This window comes from Chthonomonas sp., assembly GCF_035294505.1.
Lineage (GTDB): Bacteria > Armatimonadota > Chthonomonadetes > Chthonomonadales > Chthonomonadaceae > Chthonomonas.
Map to the genome: position 1 here is coordinate 1 of NZ_DATGKU010000174.1, position 21,037 is coordinate 21,037.

At 54.7% G+C, this 21,037-nt stretch carries 15 protein-coding genes; 12 read left to right on the forward strand and 3 right to left on the reverse strand.

The genetic code is table 11. The features are described from left to right. Positions 1-762 (forward strand): choice-of-anchor tandem repeat GloVer-containing protein (locus VKV18_RS09950; RefSeq protein ID WP_324204052.1); only part of this gene is annotated, 762 nt, incomplete at its 5' end. Positions 763-839: 77 nt separating this feature from the next. Here the strand turns inward: VKV18_RS09950 and VKV18_RS09955 are convergent. Genes VKV18_RS09955 through VKV18_RS09965 form a run of 3 tightly spaced genes read right to left on the reverse strand, consistent with a single transcriptional unit; the run spans position 840 to position 5,268 of the window. Beyond that, complete coding sequence (locus tag VKV18_RS09955) at positions 840-1,892, reverse strand: sugar ABC transporter substrate-binding protein (RefSeq protein WP_324204053.1); 1,053 nt, start codon at positions 1,890-1,892, stop codon at positions 840-842. Beyond that, on the reverse strand, positions 1,889-2,839 hold the full coding sequence (locus VKV18_RS09960) for an ABC transporter permease (RefSeq protein WP_324204054.1): 951 nt from the start codon (positions 2,837-2,839) through the stop codon (positions 1,889-1,891). Before VKV18_RS09960 ends, VKV18_RS09955 begins: the two co-directional genes overlap by 4 nt. A 20-nt stretch (positions 2,840-2,859) precedes the next feature. Next, complete coding sequence (locus tag VKV18_RS09965; RefSeq protein WP_324204055.1) at positions 2,860-5,268, reverse strand: DUF2961 domain-containing protein; 2,409 nt, start codon at positions 5,266-5,268, stop codon at positions 2,860-2,862. 190 nt (positions 5,269-5,458) lie between these two features. On the opposite strand from VKV18_RS09965, the gene VKV18_RS09970 reads away from it, so the two are divergent. From VKV18_RS09970 to VKV18_RS10020, 11 genes are all read left to right on the forward strand, one after another. Then, entirely contained in the window at positions 5,459-6,250 is a 792-nt protein-coding gene (locus VKV18_RS09970) for a lysophospholipid acyltransferase family protein (protein ID WP_324204056.1), read from the forward strand. Positions 6,251-6,314: 64 nt separating this feature from the next. Continuing rightward, positions 6,315-7,553, forward strand: a complete 1,239-nt coding sequence (locus tag VKV18_RS09975; RefSeq protein WP_324204057.1) for a DegT/DnrJ/EryC1/StrS family aminotransferase — start codon at positions 6,315-6,317, stop codon at positions 7,551-7,553. 14 nt (positions 7,554-7,567) lie between these two features. Next, a complete protein-coding gene (locus VKV18_RS09980; RefSeq protein ID WP_324204058.1) occupies positions 7,568-8,758 on the forward strand; it encodes a hypothetical protein in 1,191 nt (396 codons plus the stop codon). A 138-nt stretch (positions 8,759-8,896) separates the two neighbouring features. Next, the gene (locus tag VKV18_RS09985; protein ID WP_324204059.1) at positions 8,897-11,770 is read left to right on the forward strand and encodes a hypothetical protein; all 2,874 of its coding nucleotides are present in this window, start codon (positions 8,897-8,899) and stop codon (positions 11,768-11,770) included. A gap of 170 nt (positions 11,771-11,940) precedes the next feature. After that, positions 11,941-13,092 carry a Gfo/Idh/MocA family oxidoreductase gene (locus tag VKV18_RS09990; protein WP_324204060.1) on the forward strand — a complete coding sequence of 384 codons (1,152 nt, stop codon included), beginning with the start codon at positions 11,941-11,943 and terminating at the stop codon, positions 13,090-13,092. After that, positions 13,089-14,288 (forward strand): 2'-deoxycytidine 5'-triphosphate deaminase, encoded by a 1,200-nt coding sequence (locus tag VKV18_RS09995; RefSeq protein ID WP_324204061.1) that lies wholly within the window; start codon positions 13,089-13,091, stop codon positions 14,286-14,288. Before VKV18_RS09990 ends, VKV18_RS09995 begins: the two co-directional genes overlap by 4 nt. Before the next feature lie 34 nt (positions 14,289-14,322). After that, positions 14,323-15,642, forward strand: a complete 1,320-nt coding sequence (locus tag VKV18_RS10000) for a TlpA disulfide reductase family protein (protein ID WP_324204062.1) — start codon at positions 14,323-14,325, stop codon at positions 15,640-15,642. A 17-nt stretch (positions 15,643-15,659) separates the two neighbouring features. Next, positions 15,660-17,165 carry a carboxypeptidase M32 gene (locus VKV18_RS10005; protein WP_324204063.1) on the forward strand — a complete coding sequence of 502 codons (1,506 nt, stop codon included), beginning with the start codon at positions 15,660-15,662 and terminating at the stop codon, positions 17,163-17,165. 20 nt (positions 17,166-17,185) lie between these two features. Then, on the forward strand, positions 17,186-19,219 hold the full coding sequence (gene dnaG / locus VKV18_RS10010; protein WP_324204064.1) for a DNA primase: 2,034 nt from the start codon (positions 17,186-17,188) through the stop codon (positions 19,217-19,219). Positions 19,220-19,276: 57 nt separating this feature from the next. Further along, complete coding sequence (rpoD, locus tag VKV18_RS10015; RefSeq protein WP_324204065.1) at positions 19,277-20,488, forward strand: RNA polymerase sigma factor RpoD; 1,212 nt, start codon at positions 19,277-19,279, stop codon at positions 20,486-20,488. 51 nt (positions 20,489-20,539) lie between these two features. Further along, a complete protein-coding gene (locus VKV18_RS10020; protein WP_324204066.1) occupies positions 20,540-20,971 on the forward strand; it encodes a DUF6941 family protein in 432 nt (143 codons plus the stop codon). Positions 20,972-21,037 lie beyond the last annotated feature (66 nt).

Consider the following 21,037-nt stretch of genomic DNA (forward strand, 5'->3'; position numbering starts at 1 on the left):
TACGGAGTGACGGATGAAGGAGGGCTGTACGGTAAGGGGGTGGTGTATCGGATAAGAGAGGATGGAACCGGCTTTCAGGTGTTGCATTCGTTTGGGGGGAAGGATGGAGCCTATCCGTTGTTGGTGGAGTTGGTAGAGGGGTCGGGAGGTTGGTTGTACGGGGTGACGAGTGGAGGGGGTGTTTATGGGAATGGAGTGGTGTTTGGGGTGAAGGAGGACGGGAGTGGTTACAGGGTGTTGCATGAGTTTAGTGCAGAGGACGGTTTAGGGCGGAATGGGGATGGGAGCCATCCTTATGGTGGTTTGGTGTTAGGTTTAGGGGGTTGGTTATATGGGGAGACGTATGGGGGTGGTGTTTATGGGAATGGAGTGGTGTTTGGGGTGAGGGAGGATGGGAGTGGATACCGGGTGTTGCATGCGTTTTCTGGTCGTGATGGTCGTTGGGGTATGGGCAGGTTGGTGTGGAAGGGAGGCAAGTTGTATGGAGTGACGTACGGTGGTGGGAGGGATAGGAGTGGGGTCGTCTATGTGTTAGGTGAGGATGGGAGGGGTTATCAAGTTTTGCATGATTTTGGCAAAGGGGCAGTAGGTCTGTGTCCGTATGGCTTGTTAAGTGTGGGTCGTGATGGTTGGTTATATGGGGTAACGGAGGGTGGAGGCGTTGGTGGGCAGGGAGTGGTGTATCGGCTAAGGGCGGATGGGAGTGGTTTTGGTGTCGTGTACGATTTTGGGAAGCGACAGAAACCGGTATCTTCTCGCTAAATTAATCTTGGCCTTCGTCACGATGGAGAGGAGGGCCGGCGCAAGCTTATATGGCAAAGCGCCGGCGCGCTCCTCAACTACTTCAGAAATTGAGCCACATTGGCCTTTGTCACGATGACGCACTGCGTTTTCACCACCGGTGGCACCTTCTTGCCGTTGAGATAGTCGTTAATCGTATCAATCACGGTCTTCCCTATAAGGTCGGGCTGGGTAGCCAAACAGGCCGTGTACTTTCCATCTCTGATCGCCTCCAGAGAAGGCCTGTTCCCATCAATGCCAATGGTCAAAAGCTGCCGTCCGGCGTCCCTTGCCGCCTTGGCCGCTCCCAATGCCATCTCATCGCTGCATCCAAAAACGAGGTCGAGGTTCGGGAAGCGCTGAAGCCAATCCCGCGTAATCGCCGTGCCATCCGCTCGAAGCCAGTGTCCGTTTTGCTCGGCCACTATATGAATGTCCGGGTACTTCTTAAGCGCATCCTTAAAACCTCCCGCACGCAGGTTTGTGTGGTCTCCAGGCTCTCCATCCAGTATCGCCACGTTGCCCCGATAGGTACCATACTTCTGCTTCAGCAACTCCGCAGCCTCCTCACCGCACTTTCGCCCTCCCTCGTACTCATCATAACCGATGTAAGAGACTACCTTGCCCCCGCCCTCAACAGGGGATATCTGATTGTGCACAAAGATAGGGATATCCGCCCGGTTACAGTCCTTAATGATATTAACCAAAGCTTGAGGATTGATCCCACATACGCTGATCGCCGCCGGATGACGCTGAATAATATCTTGTACTAACGCCACCTGCCCCGTGTAGTCGCTCTCACTGGAAGGAGCCTGATCGATAATCGGAGGAAGCCCAAGACGTTTGGCCTCCTCTGCCGCCGCTGCGGCTAATGTGACGTGAAACGGACTGGTTTTCGCCGGCGAAACCACAGCAATGACGCGTTGGCTCAAAGCGCTGCCCCCACTTGGCGTAGAAGATGTTGCTTCCTTCGATCCGGAAGGGTTACTGCTGCATCCGGCCAACCAGAGTAAAAAAAGGCCTATCAACAGCCCTCGCTTGAGAGAGACCCGCTTGACGATAACATCCCTCTCTAGGTCAACATATTTTCTCACAGAACATGAACGGTTCATAGTCGTGCTCCTCTTCTCTTCTGGAATTCATCGAACGCCACAGCCCCCATGATAATCGCCCCGATGGCCACTTTTTGCCAGTTGGAATCGATGCCGGCAAGGTCAAGCCCGTTGCGAATGAGCCGCATGAGCAGAGCGCCGGCCAACGTGCCCACCAGGTTCCCGCGACCGCCACTTAGGCTCGTTCCTCCGATAACGACCGCGGCGATGGAGTTCAACTCCAGATCAATGCCGGCATCGGGCACGGAAGCGCCTACCATCGCGGTCTCGGCCAAGCCGGAAAGAGCGGCCAAAACGCCACACAAAATATAGACGCCAAGCTTAATCCGGTTTACCTTAAGCCCCGATAGATGCGCGGCCGTCTCGTTACCGCCGATGGCATAAATGGCACGACCGGTGGCAGATCGCGACAACCACAGATGGCTCACCGCGTATAACACCAACATCAGCACCACCCCCACCGTCACCTGGCCGGGGAGTGTGTGCCCTAAAAAGGTGTAACCGCGCGGCAACTCGGTGATGCCGGTTCCATGGGAAACAATGTAGGCCAAACCGCGCACAATAGACATGGTGCCTAAGGTGGCGATAAACGGTGGTAAATAAGCCTGCGTGATCGCCACTCCGTTGATCAGGCCGACAAATGCACCGACCGCCAAACAGAACAACACGCCGACAACGGCGGAATGGAAAGGGCTGGATGCGTGCTGCGTGATCAACCACGCGCCTAGAAACGGCGCCAAGGCGGCTAAACTTCCCACGGAGAGATCGATCCCTTCGGTGAGAATCACCATCGTCATTCCAACCGAGACGATGGCGATCTCTACCGACTGATCGAGTACGTTCAGCAAATTGGAGGGCTGTCGAAACTGCGGTATCCAGATGGCGAAGAAAAACGCCACCACCACAACAGCTACGTAAACGCCTGCATTACGAACTATCTCTCGCATACGTCTCCTAGAAATACGGATCAAGGCAGAGGCTTCAGCCCGATGGCATCTATTCCAATAAGGTAGTTGGTGGAGGCCGGGTTCTTGCCTACTGCTCGAAATGTAAGCCGATGTGTGCCCGCCGTCAGCATCACCTTCCCTAAAACGGTCTGCTCCTTTGCTTTGACATCAGGGGTGTAACAGTCCGTCGGCTGCCCGATGGGATTGCCATCCAGCAACACCTGTACAACGGCATAATCTCTCGCCGTGGTGTAGTAGACCGATAGCTCATAATTCCCTGTTTTTTCCACGGGCAGCTCCACAGTCATCTCGGCGCCCTGCTGATGACCGGTAAACCAAAGCTGTTGATTGTTATCCCAGTAGGGACCGAAACCGGTCATGTCTTGAATCTGGGCATCGCCACCGGTTGCCTCTATCACTTTAAGATCGGTGGCCGGAATGCTATTTGGATGCAGCAGACGCCGCAATGTAAGATAATCCAAGTATAGTGTCTGCCCTGCCGGTATCTGAAAGAACAGGGTGTGGTCTCCGGCCGTTAGATGAAGCGTTTGATGCACACTATTCGTTTCATCGGCCCGAATCGCCTCTGTGGGCGCAGGCCCCAACTGCTTAGGATCATCCACCGCCCAGTTCTGGCCCAGTCGAGCCGTGCCCGCCAACGGTGGCTGCACCAACGTGAGAATGTAGTCTCCCTCCTTAGAAACAGGCAGCACACAAGCGGCCGTTCCACCATGTAAAGCCACCACGGCGCCACCGCTTGCTAATACGGGCAGGTTCATATCGTCTATCACTTGCGGGTCCCCGGAAGTCCACTCCAGGCTCTCAGCCTCTATGGCATCTTGCGCATGCCAACGCGTGGGGGTAAGCTGAGCCGGGTCGAGAGGAGACCAATCGTCCTCCGGTGCCGTCTGATACCAGTAGGCAACACAGGCGTAGTCCGACCCGGGATAGTTATCAATGGGGCCATGCTGAATGTCCACCCGAATAGACTTTTGGAAAGGAACGCAGTCGGTGATCTGGTACCGATAGGCATCCACCCGCGAGTGCGCTTCATCTTTGAGAATACAGCCATGGAAGGCCTCATTAAAGGGTCCTTCATCGAAATACCATCCTGAGGTGTAGAAGTCCTCCGTCCCCGTTCCGATGATGGAGGGAAACGACTCCCCATCCACCCAAATTTCCTCATTCCCCTCCAGAAACCAAATTCCCCTGTCTCCCTGCATGGCCGTGTGCTCACCGACATATAAACCACGTCCCTGCACGTTGAGAATATGGAAGTTCTCCCCCTCCTTGTTGATCTGCCGATGCCAACGCGCGTGAAAATACCCAACATCTTTTAAAGGTTGTCCCAAACGGTGATAGCGCATCTGAAACAGCACATTTACCGGTTTCTGCCCATAGTTCATCAACTCGATCCGCGCGCTCTTCGTAAAAGGCATCGGCCAAAAGCAAAAGCCGCCTTGGTCGTTCATAGCGTCCGGCAGCGCGGCAAATGTCTCATTGCCGAACCCGGCCCCAAAGAAATCGCCCACGGGAGCCTCTACTGCCGGACGTGTCGCCCCGTCCCAATAGATACGGAGCACGGTCTGACGGAGAGTGTAGATGTTTGCCGGATCAAGGCGGATATGCAGCGCGTCTATCTCGCCCGCCCCATTAACGGTGTTCAACGTTAATGGCTGACCGGGAATACACGCCGTCTGCACATCCACCACTTGTTCTCCTTGTACTGCCGGCTTAGGATCAAGCCCTAAATGCCCCCATTGCTCTAAAACTTCGCCCAAAGCGGCAAGCTCCTTTTGGCTCAGTTGCGGCGAAAAGGTTGCGATCCGTGTATTATCCGGATAGAGCTGATACTCAACATGGTAGTACATCGGCCCCGGATCGGTCACGGTAATTAGGCAGTGTTTCTGGAAAGGCATTGGGAAGTAGCAGTACCATCCGCCGCTTTTATGTCCCACCAAGGGTTGAAGAAAAGGCGGTACCTTGCCAAGAAAGAAGTCCTGCATGGCGCAATCTATGGCGGGTGTGGTTGCTCCATCAAAGTAGATGCGCAAACGCCCGGCCGCATTGGCCGACCAGAACCGATAGATGCACCCCGGCCCACGGATATCGGCGAGCACGGCCGTATTGCCTTCCATGCGCAGAAAGTGGCCAAAGTCTCCATTATAGAAATTGCGATCATAGCTCGAATCTTGCACACACCGACTATCACGCAGATAGGGCAGCAGATCGAAACGCGAAAGCAACTCTAAACCGTAGGGTAACGTCGGCGAGTGAGGCAGTGCCACCCGGGGCGCCAGGGATAAGCTGGATCCCGGCCCGTTAATAGGGTTTGGTAAGGCGACGGGTGACTGCTGAGCATAGAGCAATTTGGAGCCTAATACCACAATTAGCGCCGCTGAAATCACATGACGAAACGTTTGGTACATCCTTTTCTCCATAGGGAATAAAGCTCGCGTGCAGATAGGGGATTTCGACAGGCAAATGGAGTATTCCTTCAAGGTGCAACAAAGAGGGCCTGACAATCTCAGAAGCCTTTCGGATAAAATACATAACACCATGCGGCCACGAAGCGAGCGGCAAATAGACACAAAAATCCCTTGGCTAAAAGAGGGGTTTATGCGTTACTCTGTGCCGCGCTATCTCAAACGCCACTTTCACGCTCTCTACCTCTATGGCGATGCCCCTCCCATAGCTCTCGATGATTCGACACCCCTCATCGTCTGTCTCAACCACAGCAGTTGGTGGGACCTCTTTGTGCCCGCTTTCGTCGAATATCGCCTGTTCCATCACGATGTCTATACCGTGATGGATGCTCAACAACTTCAGCGCTATGCTATCTTCTCCAAAATGGGTGTTCTCGGTGTGGATCGCATCAGCCTTCAAGGCATCAAGGCCTTTTTAGATACCGTGGAACGTCTTTTCAAAAATCAACCGCGCTCGCTTTGGCTTACCCCCCAAGGCGAAATGGTGAGCAACTATCAACGCCCCATTCATTTTCAGCCAGGGCTTGCCCACATCGCCATAAGACTAAAACGGTTCCATCTGCTGCACATGGCCGTGCACTACGAGTTCTGGACGGAACGTTTGCCGGAGGCGTTTATCCACTTCTCTGAACCCGCCTTCGTAGATACATCGGAACCGATGTGGAACCCCAAAACGTTCCTACGGCAGCAAGAGGCACGACTGCAAAGCCTGCTCGACTCTCTGCTGATGGCCGTCCAACAGCGCGATGCCGCCTGCTTTCAGTCGCTCTTGCAGGGAGCAAGCGGCACAGCGCCTCTTTACGATGCCTTCCGCGCTCTTTTAGCTCGTTGGCAGCATCGCCCCTTTTTCCGAGAGCACGGGGCCGTCGCAACCCCCCTCTGGAGACGACGAAAAGGGAAATCAACCCACAATGAAGAATTTTAAAAAAGAGTTCCTGAAACGCTAGGGACAAGGTTTTACCTCCCTAGCAGCAGAAAGGAGGCTGCTCATGCTTATTACAACTCAAGAACCGTTGGCTATTGATGGTGGCAAGCCCGTTCGCGATAGACACCGGCACCCCTGGCCCCGATGGCCTATTTTTGGACACGCGGAAGAACAGGCACTGAAACGGGTGCTGAACAGCGGTCAATGGTGGTACGTAGGTGGAACGGAAGGGGTTAGCTTTGAAAAGGAGTTCGCCGCCTTTCAGCACGCTCAATATGGGGTCGCCTGCACGAATGGAACGACGGCCATCGAGATCGCCATCCGTGCCCTCGAAATCGGCTACGGCGACGAGGTTATCGTCCCCTCCTACACCTTCATTGCCTCTGCCAGCGCTCCTCTTATGGCCGGTGCATTACCCCTGTTCGTGGATGTAGACCCCCAAACCTACAACATAGACCCCGATCAGGTAGAAGCCGCAATAACCCCACGAACGAAAGCGATTATCGCTGTTCACCTCACCGGTCGCCCTGCCGATATGGACAGGCTATTGGCCATAGCCAAACATCATAACCTCTATCTCATTGAGGATGCCGCGCAGGCCCACGGAGCCGAATGGCGTGGGAGGCGTGTGGGTGCCTTGGGCGATCTCGGCACTTTCAGTTTTCAAGCCTCTAAAAACCTGAACGCGGGCGAAGGCGGCATCGTTCTCTCGAATAACGAGTCCCTCGCCGAGGCCGCTTGGTCTATCATGAACGTCGGGCGCTCGCGAGGAGGAAAATGGTATGAACATCCCTTCCCCGGTAGCAACTACCGTATGACGGAGTTTCAAGCCGCCCTCCTGCGCGTCCAACTGCAACGCCTCCCACAGCAGATTCAACTCCGTTCACGCAATGCCGCCCATCTGCGACAACTGCTAGAGCAGATTCCGGGCATACAGCTCCCTATCGAAGACGAACGGATCACCTGTCAATCCTATCACTTATATGCCTTTAGGTACCACCGTGACGCCTTCGGAGGCCACAGCCTTGAGGAGTTCCTACATGCCCTAAACGCCGAGGGCATACCGAGCATGGCCACCTATCGCCCTCTCTATCAACAACCGGCCTTTGCTCACCACGCAGCACGGCTCGCCGCCCTCACAAACGGCAAAATTACCATGGACTACACAAAACTCCACCACCCCGTCTGCGAGCAGCTCTGTGCGGAATGCGTCTGGCTTCCTCAATATGTGCTGTTGGGCACACAACGCGATGTGGAAGATATCGCTACCGCCATCGCACGCATCCAAAAAGCATGGACCTAGCTTGAAAGGATAAGATGATGAACGCAAAAACCTTCGTTCTGATCGCTTTCTTCCTCCTCTGGGCCGGCACGGTGTCGCAAGCCCAGTCAACATCTCTCTTCACCGACGCCTTCACCGAGGATACGGCTCCATGGACAAACCTAGGAGGCAGTACTATCGGCATAACCCATCAAGCTGCCGACCTTCCACCCAACGCAAAAGGGGCCCTTGTGTTCAACTACACGGTAAACCCGCAAAAGCAGGAAGCAAACAGCGCACAGCCCTTTCAGGTGCTGATTCGCCCGGTGAAGCAGGGCGCGCTTGCTTCCCTTCAAGCCATCCGGTTTCAAGCCTATAGCGACATCGGTTCCCCCTTCATCTGCGCCCTCTCCGAACATCAGGGCGGCCGCTACCTACAGGTCTTTTGGCTCCCACCGAAAACCTGGCAACAGATCACCCTCTATCCCAAAGATTTTTGGCTTTCCGATAATAAAGGCGACCCGCCAGACCCCGATGGCAAACTCGACCTCGATCAAGTAGAGGCCATCGGCATCGTGCCGGTTAGCACCATTCTCAGCGCCTTCATGGGCACCGATCCCCAAATAGTGGGCATTCTACAGCCTAGTTCCGGCCAACATACGTTTCGACTCGCCGATTTCGAGGCGCTCTCCAACGGCGTCCCACCCCCTTCCGACCCTCAGCTCCCCGATGATGAAAAGGGTGTTTGGATTGACCCGCTCAACCAAGACTCCATTCATTGGTTGCTTATCGGCTCGCAGGAGATGCAGTACGATCCCCATCCTCCTTTCCCCGGCCGCGCCCTCACGGTTCACTACCAACAAGGCCCCGATCGTCTCATCCTGCTTCTACACGACCTCCACCGTGTCGCAATGGGAAACACCGACCGCATCGTTTTCCAGGCCGCTGCAGAGAAAGGGGTGCGCCTTGCCGTCTCGCTACAGATGAAGGATGGAGCGCGCTACTTTCAGATCGTAGACATTCCGGGCGATTCCAAACCAACAACCGTCTCGGTAAATATCGCCGCGATGCAGCCCGCTCCCGATTCGCAAGAGGCCCTGAGCCACCCCATTGATACCAATCAGCTCACAACGCTCATCCTTGCCGATATCTCCTTCTTGTTCGGTCAACCCGAACAGCATAACACCATCTGGATCGGCCCTGTGCGCGCCGTTCAACAGACTATCGGCCCCAAAACGAGTAAGTAGGTACACCCGATGGCTTCACAACAACGACCGGACGGTTCCCCAAAACCGTCTGCTTTATCACGCCGGGCCCTCTTGGGCAGTGCAGCCTGGAGTGGCCTTTTCTTGTTCTCAAGAAACGGCTTTGCTAAGGAGCTTACCATGCATAACACGGTGTCTAACAATACCCCCCTTGTCGCCTTTCCGGGCGCTTGGAGCTTTCTCTTACCGAAGTCGGCTATTATCTTGGTGAGCGATCAGGAACTAGAAACTCTTGCGCAAAATCCCGAGCAGCCCATCAATCTCAGCCTAGATACAACCCCACGCATGCAAAGCCTTCGTTCTGTCTGCGAAGCTGCACAGGCAGCAGGCCATCGAACTCTTATCGTCGCCTTTGACCAGTTCTTCGCCCAATACCGTCCCGGCCAAAATGCTCCTCGCAAGCTGATGCCCGATAGCGAAGAGTATATAAAGCTCATCGCCACCATCGGCCAGTTCGCCCAAAAGTATGGCCTTGCATTAGAGCTGAGCCTGCTTAGTCCTCTCGAAATCGGCCCCTCCTACGTGAAACAGACAGGCGAATCCGGAATCTGGATGCACTACCGCAAAGGCCTGCGCGACCCCGCCACGGGCGCCTACAGCGTTCAACTTTGGCGGCAACAGCGCTGGACTAACAATAAAGGCCCCATTCGTGTGGAAGATGCCGGCGTGCGCGTTTACGCCTTTCGCCAACATTCCATCCATGGCACACCCTACCTCGTCGTTGACCCTAAAACCATTGTGGAGATCACGGATACTGCCCACGTTGAGATTATGGGACCCACCGAAGGCAGCGTCGAGGCCGTGCGCGTGCGAATCTACGGCAGAGGCAAAACCGATATCGGTCCCCTCGATCGCGTTCTCGCCGTCCAAATATACCGCACACCGGAAATGGACTATTTTAGCGAAAAAGCTCTGCCCTACCTGAAAAACCTGGTGGATCGCTATGTAGATGCCGGCGTGAAATTGAACGGTCTCTACTCCGACGAGATGCATATCCAGCAAGACTGGGACTACTTCCATCATCACGATCACGGCGAATTTGCCATGCGTTATGTCAGCCCCGGCCTTGTGCGCGCCTTTGCTGCAAAATATGGTGAGGAGTACCAAAACTTCGCAAAATATCTTCTCTACTTCGTCCATGGTCAAGAGGATAAGGCGTTAGACCTCACGGCCAAAGAGGGAGCCATGCATGTCTTCGGCCCAACCCCGGAGGATATTCATGCCACCGCGCTCTTCCGCGCGCGTTACTATCATCTCCTCCAAGATGGTGTTGTAGCCCTCTTTGCGGAAGCCAAGCGCCATGCCGAACAACGGATGGGACACCCACTTGAGGCGAGAGCGCATGCCACATGGGCCGAAAGCCCAACCATTGACTATTGGCGGGTGGGGCAGGAGCCGGACAATCCGGCCAAATATGAGTACACCTCCAACTTTGTGTGGTCTAATACCGTACAACAGGCGGCAGCCGCCTGCTACGACTACTTCTCCTGGGGCGACTACCTTACCGGCAACGGCAACGATCACGCGGAAGGAGGTTACGCCGATCGCGACTACTTCGCGCTTGCCCTCGCCTGCTCTACCGGCATCCTGAACACCGTCCCCTACTCCTATGCAGCCTACTGGGGAATGCCAGGCCCCGTTGCCGAACGACGTGGGGCTTTAGTGGATGCCTACGGTGATGCCGGCTCTCCTTTCTACGGCATGGTTCAAGACATGCAACATCGCGATGTAGATGTTCTCATGCTCTACCCCATAGACCTTGTAGCCGCGGAAGAGCGCTTTGGTAGTTGGATGACGCTCTACGGCTATGCCAACTACGTGACCCAAGCGAAACTTTTGGAAAGAGGAAGAGTCGTCCGAGGTGCCATCGAGATGGCAGGCCGACGTTTTTCCACCCTGGTTACCCTTTTTGAACCGTTTCCTTCGCAGCAACTCCTTGCCCTCATCCGGCAGATGTTGCAAGAAGGCGGACGTGTCATTTGGGCAGGCCCGCCTCCTCTGCTCTCGAATGAGGGCCGACCCATTCTCGCCGCATGGAGCGAGATTTTCGGCGTCTCTTATAACCCCTCCCAAGAATGGGGCAAGATGGCGCCGGGAAGGGAGGTTCGCTTCTCCGGCCTGCTGAAGAATGTCGGCCCGCAGATAATTCTCACCCACCTACTTCCCGATCGCATCTATCCCGTCACCCCTCAGAACGGTGTCGAACCGGTCGCCTCCGTCCAAAATCAGATCGTGGGCACACATCGCCCGTTTCCAAATGGTGGCACCGCCGTTTTTCTCGGCTATCGCCCTCGGGACGATCAGGCGGCCAGCCTCGGCTACGAAACACGAAATTGGTTCGAGGTGCTTACGGCCCTCGGCGCCTATCCCCCCACGGGTCGCTTTGCCCACGTCAACGACAACACAGAGTATCTTTCGCGCACAACTCCCTACCTCTGCTGTCGTTTTCCCAACGGCGCGATCGCCATCGCACGGCATTTTCGACACACGCCCGAGCTGTGGCAAGGCGGTTTTGCACGAGACCCAAAAGCAGACCAGGCCTATCTGCAACAACATCCCCTTTCTCCTTCACGGTTGCAGCTAAAGGATTTTCATGTTCATGGGCATACCCTTACCTATGAGGGCGACCTGGCGGTTACTTTCCGCGTGGACGAACGTCATCACCTCATCGCATTTGCCGGCAGAAACACCGATCGAATTCAAGTGGATGGCACCACAACCGTTTTTGCAGATAAGCCGATGCCTTTGGTCTCCTGGGCGCCGGTACCCCCAGAATGTCGCCTGCCACACGGAGCCATTCTGCGCATCTTTGCCTCCGGCGAAGGAACGATCCGAATTCCCCTCAACCAACCCTTGCGAGAGGTACAACTCTTCGCCGAAGGCCCTCAACCTGGCAGCCGCGGCGACGCCTTGCCGGCCCACATCGAGCAGGGCGTTCTCGTCTTTACCCTAACATCCGCCTATTCCGGTCGCTGGCTCTATGCCGTCCCGTAACCGTAGACCGATGCATTCCCTGGTAAGGCCGTTCCTCTCTACCCTCTAAGGACAGGAAACTTGCCAGCGTCGCACATAGAGATACAGTGCCTTGCTTAAAGAAGGGAATAGACGCCGAAATGGCGAAAAAGCAGGTAGATTCTATTTCATAGACAGAAGGAGTTTCCGCTATGGCTGATGAAGTCGTTCGCTTTGGGGTGATCGGTGTCGGAGGAATGGGAGCGGGGCATTGTAACATGCTTTCCAAAATCCCCGAAGCCAAGCTCACGGCAGTTGCCGATGCGGATGAGACGGCCGTGAAGGCGGCCTCTGAAAAGTTCGGAGTGCCCGGCTTTACAAACCATATTGCGCTGCTTGAAAGCGGGCTTGTAGATGCCGTGATCATCGCAACCCCTCACTATTTTCATCCCCCTATCGCCATAGATGCATTCGAGCGGGGTATTCATGTGCTTTCCGAAAAACCGCTGGCCGTCACCGTCTCGGCAGCGGATGCGATGATCGATGCCGCTCGCCGTTCGGGCCGTAAGTTCGGTATCATGTACCAAATGCGCTCCGAGCCGCATCATCTCGCGGCAAAACAGATTGTGGAGAGCGGCGCACTTGGCGAAATCTATCGTACAAGTCTCGTTATGGGTTGGTACCGTAGCCAAGCCTACTACAACTCCGGTGGTTGGCGCGCCACATGGGCCGGGGAAGGGGGGGGTGTGCTTATCAACCAAGCCCCTCACTACCTCGACCTGTTCTGCTGGCTTGCCGGTCTGCCCGCTTCTATCACCGGTACCACCCGCACGCGCCTTCATGACATCGAGGTAGAAGATGAAGCCTACGCCTTCCTTACCTACAAAAACGGGGCGCATGGCTACCTCTATGCCTCCACAATGGAGGTTCCAAATCACAATATGCTGGAGATTTGTGCCGATCGGGGCAAGATCGTCATTCATGGCAGCCGGCTCCAGTATTTTCGCGTTGAAGGCTCCATTCGCGAGTTCACTTACACAACCAAAGAGATGTGGGGTAGCCCCAAAGTTATCGAGGAACCCGTGCCCCTGCCGGAGGAGAAACCCATTAAAGGCCACGCCGCCATTACCCAGAACTTCGCCCGCGCTATCCTCTATAATGAGCCACTCCTCGCCCCCGGCGAAGAGGGCCTAAATGCCATGGAGTTGATCAATGGCATTATTCTGTCTAGTAAAACCCAAAGTGTAGTCGAACTCCCCGTGAATCGCACAGCCTACGATCAGCTTCTCGAACAGTTGAAAGCGACATCGAAAGCGAAGAAGAATGTTGAAACGCAACGCGTTACCGATCCAAACTTCGTATGAACATCAACACCGATAGCTCGAACGGCGTCTTGCCGGCTCAGTGGATACGAAGGGCCATCGAAAACGGCTGGATCGAAGCAGAAGAACCGCTTCGATCCGGCCAAATTCAGCCCAATAGCCTCGATCTGCGGCTGGGCGCGGTGGGCTATCGTGTTCAATGCAGCTTCCTGCCAGGCGAAGAGGGCATGGCGCAAAAACTTGCCCGTTTCGGTTGGTACCACTTTTGCCTTCCAGAAGAAGGGGTGGTTCTAGAAAAGAACCAGGTCTACATCTTTCCTCTTGTCGAACGACTTGCCTTACCCCCAAGGGTGCGTGGCCGGGCGAACCCGAAATCTACAACGGGACGTCTCGATGTCTTTTGCCGCCTTGTCACCGAACACGGAGTCGCTTTTGACGAAACCCCCGAAGGATACCGAGGGCCTCTCTACCTCGAAGTGGTACCACGCTCTTTCGCCATTCGGGTACGTGCGGGCGATGCGCTAGCTCAGATTCGCTTCCAAACCGGAGACCCACGCCTCTCTGTCGAGGAGACTCGCGCTCTCCTCGATGAACTTCCTATTATTCTCAGCTCCGAACTGCTGCCGCTTCGCTCCCGCGATCTTGCCATCTCCAACGGAGTTCTGCTCTCCATCTACCTTCCGCGTTATAGCGGACAAGGCAGGCAGGCTACCATCGGCTATCAAGCCCGTAAGAATACCCCTCCCATCGATCTCCGTGCCATCGGTCAAGCGCGCAAACGTCACTACTGGGATCGGCTCTACGCCGATGGAAAACCCATCATCCTCGAACCGGACGAATTCTACATCTTTCGCTCTCGCGAGCTTGTCTGTCTTCCCCCAACCATCTGTGCAGAGATGGTGGCCTTCGATGCCGGAAGCGGAGAACTGCGCACTCATTATGCCGGCTTTTTCGATAGTGGCTTCGGATATGCCCCCGATCTCCCTGCCACCGATACCGCTGCTGCCGTGGTGCTTGAAGTGCGCAGCCGGGATGTTCCCTTCCTCATTGAGGATGGGCAACCTCTCTTCCGCATCCATCTCCTGCGCTGCACGGAAGAACCGGAATTCCTCTACGGCTCCCAAGCAGGCTCAAGCTACCAATCCCAACGCGATGTACGCCTCAGCAAACAGTTTACAGGAGCCCAAGAAGATGAGGACGATGATACACCTCAGCAACGCCTTGACCTACTCTCCTAATTGTCACCGCACAGCACATACAAGGATGTCGTCTTTGATACCGAGCCAATGCTTCCTAAGCATCATAACCCGCTCTCTTGCCGTTCTAACGGGAATTTGGCTGGCTATTACCGCACTGACCTGCCGTGCCGATACATTTCATTTCGATCTCGTTACCGGTCCCGAAGTCTTTGCGGTTGCTCCGCCTACCACCCCAAGGCGCGCACCGCTTTTTGCTAAATGCCCGCCTCAGGTCACTAAGCTCCCCCCAAACCTGGTCAACCCCTATTTTGCCTTTATACCCCTCTGGCCTAACGGCAAAGAAATAGACTATGTTGCCCTCGTGGAGTTTCCACCCAACAAGCCTCCTATCCTCATTGTGGATGGTGACCTCGATGGCGACCTTACGAACGATCCGCCCGTCCAATGGAAAACGTTTCCCTATAAGGCGGCAAACGGCCAACAGCTCACCCGCTACGAGGGCGACGCGGTACTTCACGTGCACTACAGCCCCGATCACATTGTAGACCTGCCCTTGCATTTTATCTTGCCCGATCCCAACGATCCCAATGCTGCTGCCTACGGTCAATATCTGATCTACCTCCCCGACTATATTCGTAAAGGAGAGCTTATCCTCAACAACGTTAAATACACCGCCTACCTTTACGACCTTCTTGCCAGAGGCGATTTCAAATGTGATGTTAGCGCCTCCTTCCCCGGTAGCATCCTGCTGATTGATGTGAACCATAATGGAAAAATTGATGCCCGTGGAGAGATCTATCGTGCCGACCGACCGTTCAACATTGGCGGCATCACCTATCAACTTACCATCCCCGACTACGATGGCAGCACGGTGGTTGTGGAGCGCTCCCCCAAATCGGTCCCAGAGATTCTCCCTCCGCCCGATCTAAGCGTCGGCCAGATAGCTCCCTCGTTTACCGCGACAACACTCAAAGGGAACATCGTCCACTTTCCACAAGACTACCATGGGAAACGCGTACTGCTCTACTTCTGGGGCTCTTGGTGTCCCCATTGTCGAGCACAGCTTCCCTATGTAACCGCTGCCTACAAAAAATACCACAGCAAAGGTCTAGAGATTCTTGGTATCTGTATCGAGCCGGCCAACTACCGAGAGCAGCTTACGGCTTTCCTCAAAGCACACTATATGACGTGGCCAGAGGTCTACGATGGCAAGTATTGGGAAACAGCGGAAGCACAGCTCTATTTCATCCATATCGTGCCTTACCCCCTTCTCATTGATGGGGATAGCGGGCGTATTTTGGCCGGTAGAGAGCAGCTGCTCGGCCCGGAACTCGACAAGACGCTCGCCCATTTCCTAACCCCGCAACCCTCTGCGGTATCATCAACACGTTAAAAAGGAGAAAACAACCCGTGTCCGATGCCCTTGACCAACTAAAACGACATCTGGCGCCTATCATACGTCTTCAGCAGATTGACGGTCTGCTGTCGTGGGATCAACAAACCATGATGCCCCCTAAGGCAACAACCGCTCGTGCTGAACAGATGGCAGCTCTCGAATCCCTTGTCCATGAACTATTTACCTCCGAAAAAACTGCCGTGCTGCTCGCCAAATGCGAATCGGCACTTGCCGATGCCGCCCCGGATAGCGACGAAGTGCGCCTTGTTCGCGTCACCCGACGCGATTATGATAAAGAGACCAAAATACCGGCAACTCTTGTCGAAGAGTTGGCCAGGCATCAAGCCCTTTCTCATGAAGTCTGGGTGCGAGCTAGGCGCGAGAACAACTTCTCGCTCTTTGCCCCTGCACTTGAAAAGATGTTTGCTCTCACCCGACAAAAAGCCGAATACCTCGGCTATCGGCACCACCCTTACGATGCCCTCATAGACCTTTACGAGCCGGGTATGACTTATGCCGATGTGGTGGCTCTTTTCGATTCCCTCAAACCTGCTCTCATCGCGCTTGTGAAAAATATCTCTGAAGCAGAACGTCAGTTTGACGATTCCTGCCTACAAGGCGATTTCCCGGTTGAAAAACAACACGCTTTTACCCAAGAGATAGTGCAAGCGCTGGGTTATGATCTCACCAGGGGACGACAAGACCCAGCCCCCCATCCCTTCTGTTCCGGCTTCTCTCGCGATGATGTGCGCATTACCACCCGCTTCGATCCCCATCTGCTTGTCAAAGCGCTCTTTGCCTCGCTTCATGAAGCCGGACATGCCATGTACGACCAAGGAACGCCCGAGGCCTACGAGGCCACCCCCCTCGCCGGAGGTACAAGCCTGGGCGTGCACGAGAGTCAATCCCGCTTTTGGGAGAACATGGTGGGCCGTAGCTACGCCTTCTGCAAATGGATTCTTCCGCACCTTCAAAAAGTCTTTCCCGATCCCTTCGCGCACTTAAACGCTTTAGAACTCTACCAAGCGATTAACCGTGTTCAGCCCTCCTTCATCCGGGTGGAGGCCGATGAGGTTACCTATAACCTCCATATCCTTCTCCGTTTCGAGCTAGAAACCCAGCTGCTCGAAGGCACGCTGTCGGTTATGGATTTACCCGATGCTTGGAACGCAAAGATGCAGGAGTATCTCGGCATCACACCGCCCAACGATACGCTAGGCTGCCTCCAAGATATCCACTGGGCCGGCGGACTTATCGGCTATTTCCCAACCTACACTATCGGCAACCTGCTCTCAGCACAACTGAGAGAGGCGATGCTACACGACATTCCAAACCTGGAAACACTGATCGAACAGGGAGAGTTTTCATCTATCCTTCAATGGCTGCGCCAGCATATCCACGTCTATGGCCGTAAATTCCTCCCACAAGAACTCGTTATTCTGGCAACCGGAAAACCGCTCTCTGCAGACCCCTATCTTACATACCTGCAGACCAAATTCAAAGAGCTTTATGCCCTTTGAACCCCAAAAAGTAGGAACTTATGCTCCGTGATCTGCAAGCTTTAAAAGAGGAGATACGCGCTCATAACGACATTGTAGACGTTATCAGTACCTACGTTCGCCTTCAACGGGCGGGCAAAGACTACAAGGGGCTTTGCCCTTTTCACGATGATAGACGCCCCTCCTTCCATGTCAGCCCTACCCTGCAGATATACAAATGCTATGCATGTGGTGAGGGAGGAGATGTTTTTAAATTCATCCAGAAAATAGAGAATTTGGAGTTCCTCGAGGCCATGGAGTGGTTGGCCAAAAGGGCAGGCATTCCTTTTGACCGGCACCGCCTAGGTGGGGAAGCCACAAGCCGACGCGAGCAGATGCTGGCGATTAATCGGCTTGCCTTAGAGTTCTTCTGCGAACAACTGCAGCAACACGAGGAGGCCAAAGCCTACTTGCTGAACCGCGGAGTGCTCCGCGAAACGCAAAAGCTTTGGGAGCTGGGCTATGCCCCGGCCGGTTGGGATGCCCTACTTAATTATTTAAAAAAGAAGGGGGCCGACCTTGCTTTGGCTGCCTCTCTGGGGCTGATCAAAGCGCGCAAACTGGAAGGAAGCGGCTTTTACGATACCTTCCGGCACCGTATCATCTTTCCTATCTACGACATCGGCGGCAACATCATCGGCTTTGGAGGGCGCACATTAGACCCGGCAGAGCCGGCCAAATATATCAACTCCGACGCATCCCTGCTTTTCGATAAATCGCGCGTTATTTACGGGCTTCATTTCGCCCGCCGCAAACTTGCACGCGATGTGCCGCCGGTTTTCGTAGAGGGCTATCTCGATGTGATCGCTGCGCATCAAGCCGGTTTCACCCAATGCGTAGCCACGTTGGGCACCGCGCTCACCGAACATCACGCTCGCATCCTTTCGCGCTATAGCCCCAAAGTCATTGTTTGCTATGATAGTGATGAGGCTGGTCTTCGCGCCACCCTACGTGCCGCTATTATTTGGGAAAGTCTCGGCATTGAAGGCGCCGAAGTGCGCGTGGCACGATTGCCCTTAGGCGAAGACCCCGCCTCACTCTTGCAACATCCGAACGGAATCGAAGAGTTTCAACGCGCCCTCGATCAGGCCGTTCCGCGTATAGATTTTCTTCTAGAACGTATTTTGGAAAGGCACAATGTGCAAACAGAAACGGGCAGAAGCGATGCTCTCGCCGAAGCAATAGCTCTCCTTGCTACCGTTGAGCAATTATCGGTACGCGCGCGCTATGCCGACCGCATCGCCTTCCTTCATCCGCTCTTTGGAAAAACTGGCGTCGAGCGGGTCATCGAACAGATATTGGCCGATATCGAGACGGCAGCCACCCATCTCCGAGGAGGTCAAGCCCCAAGAGCACTCGGCTACCCCCTTACAGAGGAGGCAAATAGAGGCCCTCTTCGCGAGCAACCCCCCTTGCCCGCGTTTCGGCCAACATCGCCGGCAAAGGCGTTAAAACCCCCTCTGCGTAACGTCCCGATGGGTCAAACCGCAAAACGTGGCTTGTCTGGTCCATCCCAAAGCCTCTCAAACATTCAGGAGCCATTGCCTACCCAACAGCTCAGTCGTGCCGAAAAAGCCGAGCGACAACTGTTACGTGCTCTCTTCAGTGCCGAGTGGCGGCTGCGCCTGCTCGAACACCTGCGCCCCGAGCTAATGGTGACCCCTTACGGCGTCAAGCTCTTGGACTGGATCGCCCACACCACTCCCCAACCCGATGGCACGATAGACCCTCGTCCTCTCCTTGATCGGGCACTCGCAGAAGAAGCACAAAGCGGTGAGAGAACAAACACGCAAAATTCTTTTTCATTTTCCCGATTTCTGCTAGAAATCTTGGAGGATTCCGCCTATCTCGTGTCGAATGAAGAGTTACGAATAGAGGTTGTAGACGGATGCCTCAAGCAACTGCAAAGTTACCTATTGGAAAGAGAGAAGCGTGAGCTTGCTCAGCGGCTACAACAAGCAGTGAGTGAGGCAGAACGTCGAGACCTCCTCGAACAGTATCACCAGAAGGTGCGCCTCATTCGAGGCTCTCTATAAAGAGCCGAACCTTTAGATGCAGAGCCTCGTGCGCCCCCTCTGAAGGAGAGTGTGAGCATGACCGGCGCCGCCGCAGATACAACCTATACGTCGGACGAAACGACAAAAACACGAAAACAACGCCGTCGTTCGCTTTCCCTAAACGGTCAGCAAACCTGCCTGGCCTCCGAGAGAAAGGCTAAGCCCACCAAAACGGAAACCGACATGGTTCCTCTGCCCCTTCAAGAGGATATCCACGCCCTTCCCTGCCTCCAAACCGGAGACCTTCTGCCCACGGTCGAAAACGCAACGCCTTGGCCCGACCCAGATGAAATGGAGGATGGTCTTTTTGCCTGTGACGAGGAGATGGCTTCTCTGCCTTACAACGAAATGCAACTCTCCGACGATGCCGAAACCTTTGCTCTCGACGACGCCGTGCACGCCTGGCTGCGCGAAATAGGAAAATTTCCTCTTCTCACCGTGGAAGAGGAGATACGTCTCGCCCAATGCATTCTACGCGCCCGTGAAAACAAAGACGACCCCGAAATTAAACGAGCTGCCCAACAAGCGCGTGATACCCTCACCCGCGCAAACCTGCGCCTCGTAGTCTCTATTGCCAAGCGCTACCATGGCCGGGGTATGGCCCTCTCAGACCTTATCCAAGAGGGAAATATCGGCCTCCTTCGTGCCATCGAAAAATTTGACTATCGCCGCGGCTATAAGTTCAGTACCTATGCAACATGGTGGATCCGCCAGGCCATTACACGCGCCATCGCCGATAAAGGCCGAACCATCCGCATCCCCGTCCACATGGTAGAAACGATCAACAAGCTCGTCCGTGTCTCGTCTCAACTCCTTCAAGAGTACGGTCGTGAGCCAACGGTCGAAGAGATCGCACGCGCCATGAACCTGTCGCCGGAAAAGGTGGCCGAGATCATTCGCATCGCCCCGGAGCCGCTCTCCCTTGAAACACCGATCGGAGAGGGTGAGGAGAACTGCTTGGCCGATTTCGTTGAAGATAAAGAAAATAGCTCCTTGCCCGAAATCGCCTCTCAAAATATTCTTCGTGAGAAACTTGCCGATGCCCTCAATATGCTCGAAGAACGGGAACGCGAGGTGCTTATTATGCGCTACGGCCTCGAAGATGGAGACCCCAAAACCCTTGAGGAGGTAGGCCGACACTTTTGCCTGACGCGAGAACGCATCCGACAGATCGAACTAAAAGCCCTTCAGAAGCTACGCAGTCCCCGCTATAGCCGTCACATCCGAACCTATCTCGAATGGCAATAGATTCAAATTTTTCGCATCAATAATGATGTCACTAAAGAAATGGAAAATCCTATGTCGGAAGAAGACGAAGTTCAGGTTAGCTACTTTGTTATTTGTGACCTCGTCATTACAGAAGAACATACGCGCAAACAGTCGCTCATCGGCATCTACTCAGCGCTTACAACGTCTCAGCTGCCACTTCATGCCAACATGGCCGTGGCCTTTAGCCTCCGCCTGCAGTCGGCTACGCCACGTCGCCTACGCGTACGGCTACTCGACCCCGATGGCGGCACCGTGCTAGAAACCCCCGATCTCCCCTTCGAGTGGCAAACCGTGTTGCATAGCCTGGAACGCTCGGCGTTTGCCACTATCCAAATCGGCCTTAATCTACGGATGGTGCCCATTACCAAAGCAGGCGTCCACGTGGCAGGCCTCCTTTGCGATGATCGCCTCATCGCCTCCTACCCCCTTCAAGTTTTTCTGCAACAACCTATCAGCGGCTAAACAAATGCGCCCTCTTCAATGGTAACCTAAAGAAAACCCAAGCGTCTAACGTATATAAGAACTAAC

Excerpts from the sequence above, each read along its gene's own strand:
- VKV18_RS09955 (WP_324204053.1), bottom strand. The coding sequence starts at position 1,892 with ATGAACCGTTCATGTTCTGTGAGAAAATATGTTGACCTAGAGAGGGAT.
- VKV18_RS09960 (WP_324204054.1), bottom strand. The coding sequence starts at position 2,839 with ATGCGAGAGATAGTTCGTAATGCAGGCGTTTACGTAGCTGTTGTGGTG.
- VKV18_RS09965 (WP_324204055.1), bottom strand. The coding sequence starts at position 5,268 with ATGTACCAAACGTTTCGTCATGTGATTTCAGCGGCGCTAATTGTGGTA.
- VKV18_RS09970 (WP_324204056.1), top strand. The coding sequence starts at position 5,459 with ATGCGTTACTCTGTGCCGCGCTATCTCAAACGCCACTTTCACGCTCTC.
- VKV18_RS09975 (WP_324204057.1), top strand. The coding sequence starts at position 6,315 with ATGCTTATTACAACTCAAGAACCGTTGGCTATTGATGGTGGCAAGCCC.
- VKV18_RS09980 (WP_324204058.1), top strand. The coding sequence starts at position 7,568 with ATGATGAACGCAAAAACCTTCGTTCTGATCGCTTTCTTCCTCCTCTGG.
- VKV18_RS09985 (WP_324204059.1), top strand. The coding sequence starts at position 8,897 with ATGCATAACACGGTGTCTAACAATACCCCCCTTGTCGCCTTTCCGGGC.
- VKV18_RS09990 (WP_324204060.1), top strand. The coding sequence starts at position 11,941 with ATGGCTGATGAAGTCGTTCGCTTTGGGGTGATCGGTGTCGGAGGAATG.
- VKV18_RS09995 (WP_324204061.1), top strand. The coding sequence starts at position 13,089 with ATGAACATCAACACCGATAGCTCGAACGGCGTCTTGCCGGCTCAGTGG.
- dnaG (WP_324204064.1), top strand. The coding sequence starts at position 17,186 with ATGCTCCGTGATCTGCAAGCTTTAAAAGAGGAGATACGCGCTCATAAC.
- rpoD (WP_324204065.1), top strand. The coding sequence starts at position 19,277 with ATGACCGGCGCCGCCGCAGATACAACCTATACGTCGGACGAAACGACA.
- VKV18_RS10020 (WP_324204066.1), top strand. The coding sequence starts at position 20,540 with ATGTCGGAAGAAGACGAAGTTCAGGTTAGCTACTTTGTTATTTGTGAC.